The sequence below is a fragment of the Caulobacter sp. GW821-FHT05F04 genome, assembly GCF_059419665.1.
Genome location: NZ_JBWKSF010000004.1, coordinates 342,624 through 355,157, shown reverse-complemented (window position 1 = coordinate 355,157; position 12,534 = coordinate 342,624). Strand labels below are relative to the sequence as shown.

Annotated in this window: 11 protein-coding genes; 5 read left to right on the top strand and 6 right to left on the bottom strand. The window is 69.1% G+C overall.

Annotated features, from left to right (window positions below; translation table 11 throughout):
- Positions 1–245: 245 nt before the first annotated feature.
- From AC07R7_RS13230 to AC07R7_RS13215, 4 genes are all read left to right on the top strand, one after another.
- Positions 246–1,448, top strand: a complete 1,203-nt coding sequence (locus tag AC07R7_RS13230; RefSeq protein WP_494635457.1) for an OmpA family protein — start codon at positions 246–248, stop codon at positions 1,446–1,448.
- Between the two features lie 500 nt (positions 1,449–1,948).
- Positions 1,949–3,838, top strand: a complete 1,890-nt coding sequence (locus AC07R7_RS13225; protein ID WP_492836918.1) for a ribonucleoside-diphosphate reductase subunit alpha — start codon at positions 1,949–1,951, stop codon at positions 3,836–3,838.
- 191 nt (positions 3,839–4,029) lie between these two features.
- The gene (locus AC07R7_RS13220) at positions 4,030–5,013 is read left to right on the top strand and encodes a lipid A-modifier LpxR family protein (RefSeq protein WP_492887180.1); all 984 of its coding nucleotides are present in this window, start codon (positions 4,030–4,032) and stop codon (positions 5,011–5,013) included.
- A 106-nt stretch (positions 5,014–5,119) separates the two neighbouring features.
- A complete protein-coding gene (locus AC07R7_RS13215; RefSeq protein WP_492836339.1) occupies positions 5,120–5,455 on the top strand; it encodes a hypothetical protein in 336 nt (111 codons plus the stop codon).
- 6 nt (positions 5,456–5,461) lie between these two features.
- Here the strand turns inward: AC07R7_RS13215 and AC07R7_RS13210 are convergent, their stop codons facing one another.
- The 5 genes from AC07R7_RS13210 to AC07R7_RS13190 form a co-directional block, all read right to left on the bottom strand.
- The gene (locus tag AC07R7_RS13210; RefSeq protein WP_494635456.1) at positions 5,462–6,097 is read right to left on the bottom strand and encodes a DUF2799 domain-containing protein; all 636 of its coding nucleotides are present in this window, start codon (positions 6,095–6,097) and stop codon (positions 5,462–5,464) included.
- Positions 6,098–6,199: 102 nt separating this feature from the next.
- Complete coding sequence (locus tag AC07R7_RS13205; RefSeq protein WP_492887178.1) at positions 6,200–7,468, bottom strand: patatin-like phospholipase family protein; 1,269 nt, start codon at positions 7,466–7,468, stop codon at positions 6,200–6,202.
- A gap of 9 nt (positions 7,469–7,477) precedes the next feature.
- The gene (trhA, locus tag AC07R7_RS13200) at positions 7,478–8,161 is read right to left on the bottom strand and encodes a PAQR family membrane homeostasis protein TrhA (RefSeq protein WP_492836345.1); all 684 of its coding nucleotides are present in this window, start codon (positions 8,159–8,161) and stop codon (positions 7,478–7,480) included.
- Positions 8,162–8,403: 242 nt separating this feature from the next.
- Positions 8,404–9,174, bottom strand: a complete 771-nt coding sequence (locus tag AC07R7_RS13195) for a sulfite exporter TauE/SafE family protein (protein ID WP_494635455.1) — start codon at positions 9,172–9,174, stop codon at positions 8,404–8,406.
- A 37-nt stretch (positions 9,175–9,211) separates the two neighbouring features.
- Complete coding sequence (locus AC07R7_RS13190) at positions 9,212–10,378, bottom strand: MFS transporter (protein WP_494635454.1); 1,167 nt, start codon at positions 10,376–10,378, stop codon at positions 9,212–9,214.
- 95 nt (positions 10,379–10,473) lie between these two features.
- Here AC07R7_RS13190 and AC07R7_RS13185 point away from each other — a divergent pair, with 95 nt between their 5' ends.
- Complete coding sequence (locus tag AC07R7_RS13185) at positions 10,474–11,400, top strand: LysR family transcriptional regulator (RefSeq protein WP_494635453.1); 927 nt, start codon at positions 10,474–10,476, stop codon at positions 11,398–11,400.
- Between the two features lie 20 nt (positions 11,401–11,420).
- On the opposite strand, the gene AC07R7_RS13180 is transcribed toward AC07R7_RS13185, so the two are convergent.
- Entirely contained in the window at positions 11,421–12,467 is a 1,047-nt protein-coding gene (locus AC07R7_RS13180; protein WP_494635452.1) for an aspartate-semialdehyde dehydrogenase, read from the bottom strand.
- Between the last annotated feature and the right edge of the window lie 67 nt (positions 12,468–12,534).

The window sequence follows — 12,534 nt, the reverse complement described above, 5'->3', positions numbered from 1 at the left end:
CCCTTGCGCGCGACCTGTTCACGTGCGAACCCAGCGGAGCTGACGCTTATCTGCAGTGGATGTCGGCGGGCACGCTCGGAAGTTGATTTCTGAGGGGCGGTCTTGTTTGGCTTTCCTGAGCAAAGGGCAGGGGGGCGAAACCTGACGAGTGTGTCTTTGCTGACACTTTCCCGTGGCGTTCGCCTTGGTATAACAGTGCTCGGTCGGTATCCGGCCTGGGCAGGGCAATAGAGGGCTCTTCAACGATGAAACTCAACCTCCTGGCAGGAGCTGCTCTGGTCGCGGTGTTCGCCGCGTCGGGCGTTTCGGCCCAAGAGACCGGCTGGTACGGCGCGGTCGACCTCGGCTATCACTGGCCGCAATCGCTCGGCTCGCAGTCGAACCAGACCCTGCCGGACGGCGAATTCGCTCACTGGTCGTGGAAGTCCGAGAAGGACTGGACCGGCTTCGTGCGCCTTGGCTACCAATTCAACCCGCACGTCCGCGCTGAAGTCGAAGGCGGCTATCGCCCCGGCGACCTGGTGAGCGTCCGCGGCCCGGCCGTGCGTTCGCCGATCGGTCTCTGCACCCCCGGCGTGACCCGCACTACGGCGGCCGCGACCTGCGGCTCGCCGAGCGGCTCGATCGACGCCTGGACCCTGATGGCGAACGTCATCTATGACTTCGCTCCGGACGCCTGGCTGAACCCCTTCGTCGGCGTCGGCGTCGGCATCAACCGTCTGGACGTCAAGGCCCTGGGCCAGTTCAGCAACGTCCCGGGCGCCATCTCGGCGACCAACCCGGCGGTCCAGAACCTGACGGTTGACGACGACGATATCGCGTTCGCCTACCAAGGTCTGGCCGGCGCTTCGATCAAGGCGACCGACAAGCTGAAGATCGACGTCACCTACCGCTACATCACCGGCGCCGAGCACAACTGGTCGTCGACCGGCTCGCACTTCATCCAGCCGGGCGCCTTCAAGGGCCAGTACAAGGACCAGTCGGTGACCGTGGGTCTCCGCTACTCGTTCGCGTCGCCGCCCCCGCCGCCGCCGCCCCCGCCGCCGCCGCCGCCGCCTCCGCCCCCGCCTCCGCCGCCTCCCCCGCCGCCGCCTCCGCCGCCGCCGCAGTATGAGGCCCGCGAGTTCATCGTGTACTTCCCGTTCGACCAATCGGTCCTGACGCCGGAAGCGCAATCGGTGGTCACGGAAGCCGCGAAGTACTCGAACGACGGTCACGCGACGAAGATCATCGTCGTCGGCCACACCGACACGTCGGGTTCGCCGAAGTACAACGTGAAGCTCTCGGAACGCCGCGCCAAGGCCGTCGCTGACGCCCTGGTCTCGCAAGGCGTCCCGGCCGCCGTGCTCGGCGTCGACTGGAAGGGCGAAAGCGCTCCGGCCGTCGCCACCGGCGACGGTGTGAAGGAACCGCTGAACCGCCGTTCCACGATCTCGATCAACTTCTAAGATCGAATCGACTGAAGACTTGGGAGGGCCCGGCGGCAACGCCGGGCCCTTTCTCTTTGTCCGGCGCCGAGCGGGCGCCGTTTGAGCCGTCCGGCGACGCTTGGCGGCGCGGCCGCCGACCCCATATCCGACCTGAAGGCCCGGTTTGTTGGGCTTTCGCGGCGGTCGCGCGAGAGGCGAGCTCGCGAGCGCCGTCCACCGCCGACCACCATCCCTTGTGGCCCTCCTGTTAACGAACGACGTTGTCCGGGGGCGGATGTCCTGGAGCGCCTTGCGGCGTCCTGTCGCGGGTGAAAAAAGTTCGCCTATGCAACCCCTTGATCCTGCCTCACAAGTTCGGGGCGTTCACAGGTTGTTAACGAAAAACTCAGGGCGCAGCCGTTGACGAGTCATTCACCACTGTGGCCCCATATGTGGGTTGAGGGGGCTCCTCAGCCACAAGATATAGCGGCTGACCGGGGCATGTCCCTTCTCCGGAACACGCTGATTGAGCAATGGATTTGGTCATGAACGGCAGTGAAGCGGCGAAGACGAACATCCGGAACGAGGCCCGTCTGGCCGCGATCAAGCCCGCCAAGCGCCCGCAGCTGGCGCTGGTGCAGAAGGTGCTGGTCGATCGCTCGCGCGACGCCCTGCTGACCGACTTCGGCAAGACCACGCTGGAAGACCGCTACCTGCTGCCGGGCGAGTCCTACCAGGACATGTTCGCCCGCGTGTCGACGGCCTTCGCCGACGACGCCGACCACGCCCAGCGCGTCTACGACTATATGAGCCGCCTGTGGTTCATGCCGGCCACCCCGGTGCTGTCGAACGGCGGCGCCGATCGCGGCCTGCCGATCAGCTGCTTCCTCAACGCCGTCAACGACAGCCTGGACGGCATCCTGGGCGTCTGGAACGAGAACGTCTGGCTGGCGGCTAACGGCGGCGGCATCGGCACCTACTGGGGCGGAGTCCGCTCGATCGGCGAGAAGGTCAAGGGCCAGGGCCAGACCTCGGGCATCATCCCCTTCATCCGCGTGATGGACTCGCTGACCCTGGCGATTTCGCAGGGCAGCCTACGTCGCGGCTCGGCCGCCGTCTATCTCGACATTCACCACCCGGAGATCGAGGAGTTCCTCGAGATCCGCAAGCCGTCGGGCGACTTCAACCGCAAGTCCCTGAACCTGCACCACGGTCTCTCCATCACCGACGATTTCATGCACGCCGTGCGTGACGGGACCAAGTTCGGCCTGCGCTCGCCCAAGACCAACGAGGTCCTGCGCGAAGTCGACGCCCGCGCCCTGTGGCAGAAGGTCCTGGAGCTGCGCCTGCAGACCGGCGAGCCCTACCTGATCTTCTCCGACACGGTGAACCGCGCCATGCCCTCGTTCCAGCGCGAGCTGGGCCTGAAGGTGCGCCAGTCGAACCTGTGCAGCGAGATCATGCTGCACACCGGCACCGACCACCTGGGCCAGGAGCGCACCGCCGTCTGCTGCCTGTCGTCGGTCAACGCCGAGACCTATCTGGAGTGGCGCGACCACCCGACGTTCATCGAGGACGTCATGCGCTTCCTCGACAACGTCCTGCAGGATTTCATCGATCGCGCCCCGGACGCGGCCTCGACCGCAGCCTACGCCGCCATGCGCGAGCGTTCGGTGGGCCTGGGCCTGATGGGCTTCCACAGCTTCCTGCAGAGCCAGAACGTGCCGTTCGAAAGCGCCCTGGCCAAGAGCTGGAACATGCGGATGTTCAAGCACCTGCGCCGCGAGGCCGACAAGGCCTCGATCGCCCTGGGCGAAGAGAAGGGCCCGTGCCCGGACGCCGCCGATCGCGGCTCCAAGGAGCGCTTCTCGCACAAGCTGGCCATCGCCCCGACCGCCTCGATCTCGATCATCTGCGGCGGCACCTCGGCGGGCATCGAGCCGATCCCGGCCAATATCTACACCCACAAGACCCTGTCGGGCTCGTTCGCGGTGAAGAACCCCTATCTGGAGAAGCTGCTCGAGGAGAAGGGCCAGAACACCGACGCGGTGTGGGGTTCGATCCTGGAACAGGAAGGCTCGGTCCAGCACCTGGACTTCCTGAGCCAGGACGAGAAGGACGTCTACAAGACCGCCTTCGAGCTGGACCAGCGCTGGGTGGTTGAGCTGGCCGCCGACCGCACGCCGGAAATCTGCCAGAGCCAGTCGGTCAACATCTTCCTGCCGGGCGACGTCGACAAGTGGGACCTGCACATGCTGCACTGGCAGGCCTGGGAGCGGGGCGTGAAGAGCCTCTACTACCTGCGCTCCAAGTCGGTGCAGCGCGCGGCCTATGCCGGCGCCGAGGACAAGGTCGCGGCGGTCCCGGGCGCGGGCGGCTTCGACGTCCCGGAAAAGACCGACTACGACGAGTGCCTTGCCTGTCAGTAGGCGTGGCCCGTCGGTAGGCCCGGCGACCAGGATCTGTGAAAGAGACGGCGGCGCGAGAAATCGCGCCGCCGTTTCACGTTCCGGGAACCTTGGTCTGTCACAACGGGTTCAGACCCTGTGCGTTTTCGCCGCGATGGACACGCGGAGAAACGGGCGTAGGCTGAGTGTCCGATTGGATTGGGGAATCCGTGATGCGGGTCGCTGGGGAGCGTACCGTTTTCTGCCTGATGGCCGTGATCGCGGGCATGGCGGCCGGCCACGCCGGCGTCGCTTGCGCGGCTCAGAAGGTCGGCAAGGCCGCGCCCGCGCCGGCTCCCAAGCCCCTCGCGCCGATCTCCTTTCAGGTAAAGCCCGAGAGCCTGCGTCCGCTTGATCCCGAAAGCGCCACGGGGTTCGCGGCCCGCGATCTCGACGCGCCCCAGGGCAAGGTCGAGGGCGGTTTCGCGCTGTCGCCCGCCGCCGCCCTGGCCGGCGACGCCCGCATCCTCGAGGCCGATCGCTTCTACGACGGCGCGGGTCCCGTGACCTGGCGCTCCAACGCCTTCAGCCACCAGGCCAAGGCCGGCGGTCCGATCGACTCGGTCCGCGTCTCGATGGCCGGCATGGCGCCGACCGCCGCCTATGCGCCGCTGACCCTGGTCCGCCCCGACAACGAGGACGGCTACGCGCTGCGCGAGGTCGATGTGACCGTGACGCGCGGCTGGCCCTCGGCCATGTCGCTGGAAGGCCGCAGGTTCGCCCTCGACGTCACGCCGCACGCCGGCATCGGCTATGGCGGGGCCGGCGGCTCGGCCGAGGCCGGCGCCACCGTGCGCCTGGGCAAGAAGAAGAACATGGGCGCCCGGGTGAACGACGCCCTCGGCGTCCAGGACGGCAATGCGGCCTTCGGGACGCGCGGACGCTGGTACATCTTCGCCGCCGCCAGCGGCCGGGCCGTGGGCCTGAACATGCTGCGCGGCCAGAACGGCGACTGGAGCCGCGCGGGCCTGACCCAGGACGCCACCAGCAAACTGATCGGCGACAGTCAGGCCGGCGTCGCCTGGCGCCGCGGTCCGATGCAGGCCTCGCTGGGCTACATCCACCGCGAGATCAAGGCCAGGGAAGGCATCATGGGTCTGGCCACCCAGAAAGACGACGTGGTGGCCCTGTCGTTCAGCCTCAAGCCCCAGTGGTAGGCGCGCTCAAGCCGCTGGCGAGCGGACCAAAGGCCTATTAGGCTTGTGTTCCGGGCCGCTTTCATGCAGCTAGCGCCGTCCCTTCCACCAGCCGCCAAGCGAGATCATGAGCGATAGCGAGCCCCCGCGCCGCAAGACCCTGAGCCTGAAGAGCGCGGTCGCCGCGCCCGGTGGGCCGCCGCCGCTCGAGCGTATGGTCAAGCCGTCGGCCCGCGCCACCGTGTTCACGCCCCATGCCGCCCCGCCGCCGCCGGCCCCCGCGCCGACCGGCGACTGGAAGTGCAAGCCTTGCGGCACGCGTTTCGATCCGCCGACGGACATCCCCGACGAGGACTCGGTCCGCTGCCCGTCGTGCAACGCCCGCCTGGGCCTGGCGTCGGACTTCCGCGCCGATCCGCCGAATGTCGAAAAACTGCGCGCCCGGCACCTGAAGAAGGCTTAGGGGCGCTCACCAGCCGCCGTAGCGGGGCGAGAAGCGGGCTCTGAGATCATCGACCTCGCGCTCGGCGTCACGGATCGCCGCGTCGGCGCGGCGGCCGTCCTCGATCGCCTCCCGACGCTCGCGACGCAGCCGGTTCAGACGATCGCGCAGTTCGCGGATCTGCTCGTCGGTGAGCTTGGGATTGCGCAACTCATCCTCGACCCCGTCGGCCTGGCGGGCGCGTTTGTCGGCGCGCGCGTCGGCCGAGTTGAGATCCGATCGCGCCGACTCCAGCCGCTGCGTCGCCGCGTGGACCCGCTCGCCGTCCGCGTAGCCGCCCAGGAATTCGGCCTCGACCGGCGGCGGGCAGACCCCGGCATAGCTCTTGCCCTCGCGGCCGACCCGGAAGCCGTTCGGTTCGGTGCAGTAGCGTTTCAGCCCCTCGGCGCGTGCCGCGAAATAGGGGACGGGCTCCGGCGTCACCCCGACCTTGGCGCAGGCCTTGGCGTGGGCGTCGAGGCGGCTCATCGGGCGGCCGTCCACCCCGTCGCCGTAGCCGACCGCGCCCCAGTCGCCGCTCAGGCACTGCTCCTTGCTGATGGTCGCGCAGCCGACCGTGGTCAGTGCTCCAGCGACAGCCACCCCGACGATAAGGCTTCGCATCGATAGGCTCGGCATCCGAAAGCTCCCCTGGTGTCGGGCGAGCATAGAGCTTGGCCGTGTGAACCGTGGCTGAACGGCGTTCAGCGGCCGTTTCCGGGAAACCTAGGGCTCCAGCGGCGCCGTGATGCCTACCGGGCCCGGCTCGTCGCGGATGATCACGCCCGTGCCGCTGGACGGGGCGGGGAGCTGTTTCTTGAACAGGCCGCGCCACAGGCTCTGCTCCTCGACCGCGCTGGTCCACACCGTGCCCTCCAGCGCCTGCTGGCGCCCCGCGTCGTAGATGCGGCGCATCAGGTCGGTCTCGAACTTCAGCAGGTTGGTCCCCTCGAAGCTGTTGGGGATCGAGGCCACGCTGAGCGGCAGGTTGTGGCGCGAGCAGAAGCCGGCGGCGAGACTCAGCGCCTGGCGGTACGAGAACCGCAGCATGGTGTCGAAGCTGCGGGCCATGATCGAGGCCACGCCGGGCGGGGTCGACTGGGGCGAGGGATCCAGCACCGTATTGACGATCACATGCACCCGGCCGCGCCGGAAGCGGGGGCCGAGGTTGCGCCAGTGCAGCAGGGCGTCGGGCATCAGAAAGAGCGGCGCGGCGACGCCGCCGTCGACGTGCATTTCCTGGTGATGCTGGCCGTCGACCTCGACGTCGATCAGCTTGGGCGGGAAGATGCCCGGCACCGAGGACGAGGCGACGAGCAGGGTACGGAACAGTTTCAGAGCCGCGTCGCCGCCGTGGTTGGCGATCTCGCCCATGTCCCAGACCACGGCCCGCTGGCTGTCGAGATTGGTGGTGGCGATCAGCAGGCGCCGGCCCTTCAGGTGCTCGGCGGCGACCGCGTCGACCATCTCCTGGTCGACGAAGGTCTCGACCAGGGCGTCCAGACTCTCGCCCTTGAAGATGCTGGGGCCCAGCGCCGTCCCCAGGCGGCGGAAGCTGAGCAGCTCGGCCGCGTGGCCGCCGACATAGGCGTCGGTCAGGCGCTCGTCCCAGGCCGGGCCGAGGAACGCCAGGGGCGCGATCAGGGCCCCGGTGCTGACGCCGGTGACGATGGCGAAGTCGGGGCGGCGGCCCGCCTTGGTCAAACCCGCCAGGACGCCCGCGCCATAGGCGCCGCCGGACGCGCCGCCGGACAGGGCCAGGATGTTGAACTCGTCGCGGCCGATCAGCGAGCGCAGCGGCGCCAGGCGGTCGGCGGCGCTGCGCAGGGCGTCGTCGGCCTGGTCGACCGAGAGGCGCACGCCCGGGAAGCCCAGGGCCTCGACGTGGCGCTCCGACGTCGGCGCGGGCAGGCGCTTGCCGCGTAGCGGATCGGTGGCCTTCCTGTCCTTGAAGAAGCCCTGGAGGTTGATCTTGCCGGAGGGATCCTTTTCCAAGGAGGGCCTCTAGCGCGCGCCGGCCAGCACCACGCCCACCAGGACGGCCGCGTAGTGCAGGCCCGCGCCGCCGATGACGTGGCCGTGCCAGATGGCGCGGCGGAACTTAAGCCGTTGCATCAGGTAGAAGATGGTGCCGGTGGAATAGACCAGGCCGCCGATGGCCAGCAGCAGCAGGGCCACCCAGGACAGGCCGTCGATCATCGGCTTGATGGCGACCAGCACCAGCCAGCCGAGGGCGAGGTAGAGGCCGACCCAGAAGCGCTTGTCCAGGCCCGGCAGGAACAGCTTGGCCAGCACGCCCGCGCCGGCCACGGTCCAGACCGCCGTGGTCATGCCGATCGCCCACCAGCCGTGCAGGTTCTGGGTGGTGAAGGGCGTGTAGGAGGCGGCGATCATCACGAAGATGCCGGCATGGTCGAAGCGGCGCAGCAGCGGCCGCCAGCGGGCCTTGGCGAAGTTGTAGGCGGTCGACAGCGACAGCATCAGGATCAGCCCGACGGTATAGACGCTGACCGCGGCCACCTGCTGCAGATTGCCGATCCCGAAGGCCAGGCCCAGCAGGATGCCGCCGCCCAGCAGGGCGCAGGCCAGGCCGGCCAGGTGCACCACCAGGTCGGCGCACTTGGCGGCCGGGGTCGGATAATGCGTGGCGACCTCGGTGGCGATGATGTCGGTCGTGGTGGTCGTCATGGCCCCGCTCGATGCGAAATGCAGTACGTCCGAACGCTAGGTTCGTTCCGTGACATATAAGCGTCGATCATCGTGGCCGCGAAAGGGCGTCGGCGACACGATCGAGGTAAAAATCAGCGGAACCGAAAACCCCGTCCTTCGACAGGCTCGGGATGAGGTTTTCCACTGAAGCGATTTTGGTCCTCTTCCTGAGCTTGTCGAAGGACGGGGACCACGCAAAGGCGTCAGAAAAAGAGGCCCCTCTAAAAGAGAAGACCTCTGGCCCCGTCGAACATCAGCTTGCCGCCGACCGCGACCAGCAGCACGTAGATGACCTTATAGAAGCCCTCGGCCGGCACGCGGCGCACCACCCAGACCCCGCCCCAAGTCGAGGCGATGGCCAGGGGCAGCAGCACCCCGGCGGTGGCCAGCACCTTGGGCGTGAACTGGCCCAGGGCGATGTAGGCCGGCACCTTCATCCAGTTCACCACGGCGAAGAAGATGGCGCTGGTGCCGATGAAGGCGTCGCGCGGCAGGCGGCGCGGCAGGACGTAGATCTGGAACGGCGGGCCGCCGGCGTGGGCGATCTGGCTGGTGAAGCCGGCCGCCGCGCCGCACAGGGCGCCCAGCCACGGCCGGCCTGGGGTCGCCTCGACCTGGGCGGCGGCCTTGACGGCGCGCTCGACCCACAGGCGCTGCAGGGCGAAGGCCACCGAGATCAGACCGACGGCCAGCTCTACGGCGGCCTCCTTGACGAAGGCGGCCAGGGCCCAGCCCAGGAAGATCCCGACCGCGGCGGCCGGCAGCATCAGGATCAGCAGGCCCTTGTCCCAGCTCTTCCGGAAGGCCCAGACGCTGACCACGTCCTGGACCAGCAGGATCGGCAGGGTGATCGAGGCGGCCATCACGGGCGAGACGGCCAGGGCCATCACCGGCACCGCCACCACGCCGATCCCGGCGAAGCCGCCCTTGGCCAGGCCCAGCAGGATCACGGCGGGGATCGCCACCGCGTAGAAGAACGGATCGGTCAGCATGGGCCGGTGCTTAGCAGCAAGCCCCGCCCATGCCTATTCAGGCCAGGACGGGTCCCGTCCGACGTTCCAGGCTCAGGCTGAAGGCGGCCAGGGCGAGCGCGGAGAGGGGCACCACGGCGGCGACCAGGGGCACGGCGGCCAGGCCCGGGCCGTGGTCGATCACCGCCCCGCCCAGCCAGGCGCCGAAGGCGTTGCCCAGGTTGAAGGCGGCGATGTTCAGGCTCGAGGCCAGGCCCTGGCCCGCGCCGCCAGCCTGGCTCAGCACCCGCATCTGCAGCGGCGCGACGGTGGCGAAGGCGGCCGCGCCGAGCAGGAAGGCGGCGATCACCGCGCCGACCTGGCTATGGAAGGCGAAGGCCGATGCGCCCATGATGATCGTCAGCAGGATCAGGGTCCCGGCCAGGGCCGCGTTCAGGCTCCTGTCGGCCCAGCGGCCGCCGGCCAGGTTGCCGGCCACCAGGCCCGCGCCGAACACCAGCAGGATCGGCGAGACGGCGGCCTGCGAGAAGCCGGCCAGCTCCGTGAGGATCGGCTGAATATAGGTGAAGACCGCGAACACCCCGCCAAAGCCCAGCACGGTCATGGCCAGGCCCAGCTGCACCTGCGGGCGGGCCAGGACGGCGAACTCCTCGCGCAGCGGGGCGGGCTCGACCGTTTCCTTCGCGCTCGGAACCAGCACAGCCAGGACCACGAAGGCCAGGGCGCCGACGGCGGCCACGGCCCAGAAGGCCATCCGCCAGCCGAAGGCCAGGCCCAGCCACGCGCCGAACGGCACGCCCAGCAGGGTGGCCAGGGTCAGGCCGGTGAACATGATCGAGATCGCCGAGGCCTTGCGCTCGGGGGGCACCAGGGAGACGGCGACCAGCGCGCCGACGCCGAAGAACGTGCCGTGGGCCAGGGCCGTGACCAGCCGCGCGCCCATCAGGATGCCATAGGTCGGGGCGATGGCGGCCAGGATGTTGCCCAGGGTGAAGATCGCCATCAGCACCAGCAGGGTGGTCTTCTTCGGCAGGCGGCGGGTGGCGATGGTCAGGATCGGCGCGCCGACGAAGACGCCCAGCGCATAGCCGGTCATCAGCAGGCCGGCGGTCGGGATCGAGACGCCGAGATCGGCGGAGACCTGCATCAGCAGGCCCATGATGATGAACTCGGTGACGCCGATGCCGAAGGCGCCGACGGTCAGGGCATAGAGGGCGAGGGGCATGACGGCTCTCGTATTGGGTTGGCCCCCCAGATAGCGCCGGCGTGTTCGATGAATTAGATTGGATGAAGGAACTTTACTTGTGAAATGAGGGCACAATGGCGCGCTCGGAGATCAATCGCTCGGGGGAGATGGAGGTCTTCGCCCGCGTCGTCGAGGAGGGCGGCTTCACGGCCGCCGCCAAGGCGATGTCGATGACCCCGTCGGCGGTCAGCAAGCTGGTGGCGCGGCTGGAGGCGCGGCTCGGCTCGCGGCTGATCAACCGTTCGACCCGCAAGCTGCAGCTGACCGCCGAGGGCCTGACCTTCCACGAGCGGACTCTGCGGGTGCTGGCCGACCTGGACGAGGCCGAGCGTTCGGTCGCCGCCTGCGCCGTCCCCAAGGGCCGGCTGCGGATCAACGCCAACGTGCCGTTCGGCCTGCACCACCTGCTGCCCGTGGTCCCGAAGTTCACCGCCCTGAACCCCGAGGTGCAGGTCGACGTGACCCTGACCGACCAGATCATCGACCTGCTGGACGAGCGGACCGAACTGGCGATCCGGGTGGGGCCGATGCGGCCCTCGCAGCTGGTGGCCAGGAAGCTGGGCGACAGTCGCACCGTCCTGGTCGCCTCGCCCGACTACCTGGCAAGGCGCGGGACGCCGCGGCATCCCGACGACCTGGCCGATCACGACCTGATCACCTTCAACTTCTCGCGCCAGTGCGACGAGTGGCCGTTCAAGATCGCCGGCGAACGGGTGTGCTATCCCGCTCACGGGCGGGCCATGGTCGGAGACGGCGAAAGCGCCACGCACCTGGCCCTGGCCGGGCAGGGGATCACCAAGCTGGGCATCTTCCACATCGTCGACCACATCCGGGCGGGCAGGCTGGTCCCGGTGCTGGACGACTTCAATTCCGGCGAGCTGGAGACGGTCAGCGCCGTCTATGTCGGCCATGCGGGTCCGCTGCCGGCCCGGGTGCGGGCGTTCATCGACTTCCTGGCGGCGGAGGTCGATGTGGACTGGCCGATGGGGCGAGCGGTTTAGCGCCCGCCCCTCGGCGAGATTTACGCCCCCAGCATCACTTCGGCGATCTGCACCGCGTTCAGCGCCGCGCCCTTGCGCAGGTTGTCGCCGACCACGAACAGGGCCAGGCCATGCTCGACGGTCGGGTCGGGCCGGATGCGGCCGACGAACACCGGATCCTGGCCGGTCGCCGCCAGCGGGTTCGGCACCTCGTCCAGCACCACGCCCGGCGCGGCGGCCAGCAGCGCGGCGGCCTCGGCCGCGGAGATCGGCCGCTCGAACTCGACATTGATCGACAGCGAGTGACCGGTGAACACCGGCACGCGCACGCAGGTGCCCGACACCGGCAGGCCGGGGATCTCGAGGATCTTGCGGCTCTCGTCGCGCAGCTTGACCTCTTCCTCGGTGTAGCCGTCCTCGACCACGCGATAGTTCAGCGGCACGACGTTATAGGCCAGCGGCACGGCCCACTTGACCGGGGCGGGCAGGGGCGCGGCGTCGGGCGAGCGGGCCAGGCCCTCGATGTCGCCGTCCAGCCCCGCGTTCAACTGCTGGCCCAGCACCTGGATGCCCGCCACCCCGGCGCCCGAGGCGGCCTGGTAGGTGCTGACGGTCAGGCGCTTGAGGCCCGCCTTGTCATGCAGGGGCTTCAGCACCGGCATGGCGGCCATGGTGGTGCAGTTGGGGTTGGCGACGATGCCCTTGGGGATATTGGCCAGCGCGTGCGGATTGACCTCGGCCACCACCAGCGGCACGTCCGGGTCGGAGCGCCAGGCCGAGGAGTTGTCGATCACCACGGCCCCGGCCGCCGCCGCGCGCGGGGCCAGCTCCAGCGAGGTGCCGCCGCCGGCCGAGAAGAACACGATGTCCAGGCCAGCGAAGTCGGCGGTCGCGGCGTCCTCGACCACCACCTGGGTTCCCTTGAAGTCGACCTTGGTCCCGGCCGAGCGGGCCGAGGCGAACAGGCGCAGGTCCGCCAACGGGAAGTCCCGCTCGGCCAGCAGCTCGCGCATCATGCCGCCGACCAGGCCGGTGGCGCCGACGACGCCGACGCGGGGCGGGTTGGCTCGGGAAAACTTGAAGCTCACGGGTCTACGTCTCCTGAAAAGTGCGGAGGCGCGGGCTTGGAGGTCTCAAGGGTGTGAGAACCGGCCC

What these genes read in the sequence shown, in the direction of transcription:
- AC07R7_RS13230 (WP_494635457.1), top strand. Translation starts at nt 246, where the DNA reads ATGAAACTCAACCTCCTGGCAGGAGCTGCTCTGGTCGCGGTGTTCGCC.
- AC07R7_RS13220 (WP_492887180.1), top strand. Translation starts at nt 4,030, where the DNA reads ATGCGGGTCGCTGGGGAGCGTACCGTTTTCTGCCTGATGGCCGTGATC.
- AC07R7_RS13215 (WP_492836339.1), top strand. Translation starts at nt 5,120, where the DNA reads ATGAGCGATAGCGAGCCCCCGCGCCGCAAGACCCTGAGCCTGAAGAGC.
- AC07R7_RS13210 (WP_494635456.1), bottom strand. Translation starts at nt 6,097, where the DNA reads ATGCGAAGCCTTATCGTCGGGGTGGCTGTCGCTGGAGCACTGACCACG.
- trhA (WP_492836345.1), bottom strand. Translation starts at nt 8,161, where the DNA reads ATGACGACCACCACGACCGACATCATCGCCACCGAGGTCGCCACGCAT.
- AC07R7_RS13195 (WP_494635455.1), bottom strand. Translation starts at nt 9,174, where the DNA reads ATGCTGACCGATCCGTTCTTCTACGCGGTGGCGATCCCCGCCGTGATC.
- AC07R7_RS13190 (WP_494635454.1), bottom strand. Translation starts at nt 10,378, where the DNA reads ATGCCCCTCGCCCTCTATGCCCTGACCGTCGGCGCCTTCGGCATCGGC.
- AC07R7_RS13185 (WP_494635453.1), top strand. Translation starts at nt 10,474, where the DNA reads ATGGCGCGCTCGGAGATCAATCGCTCGGGGGAGATGGAGGTCTTCGCC.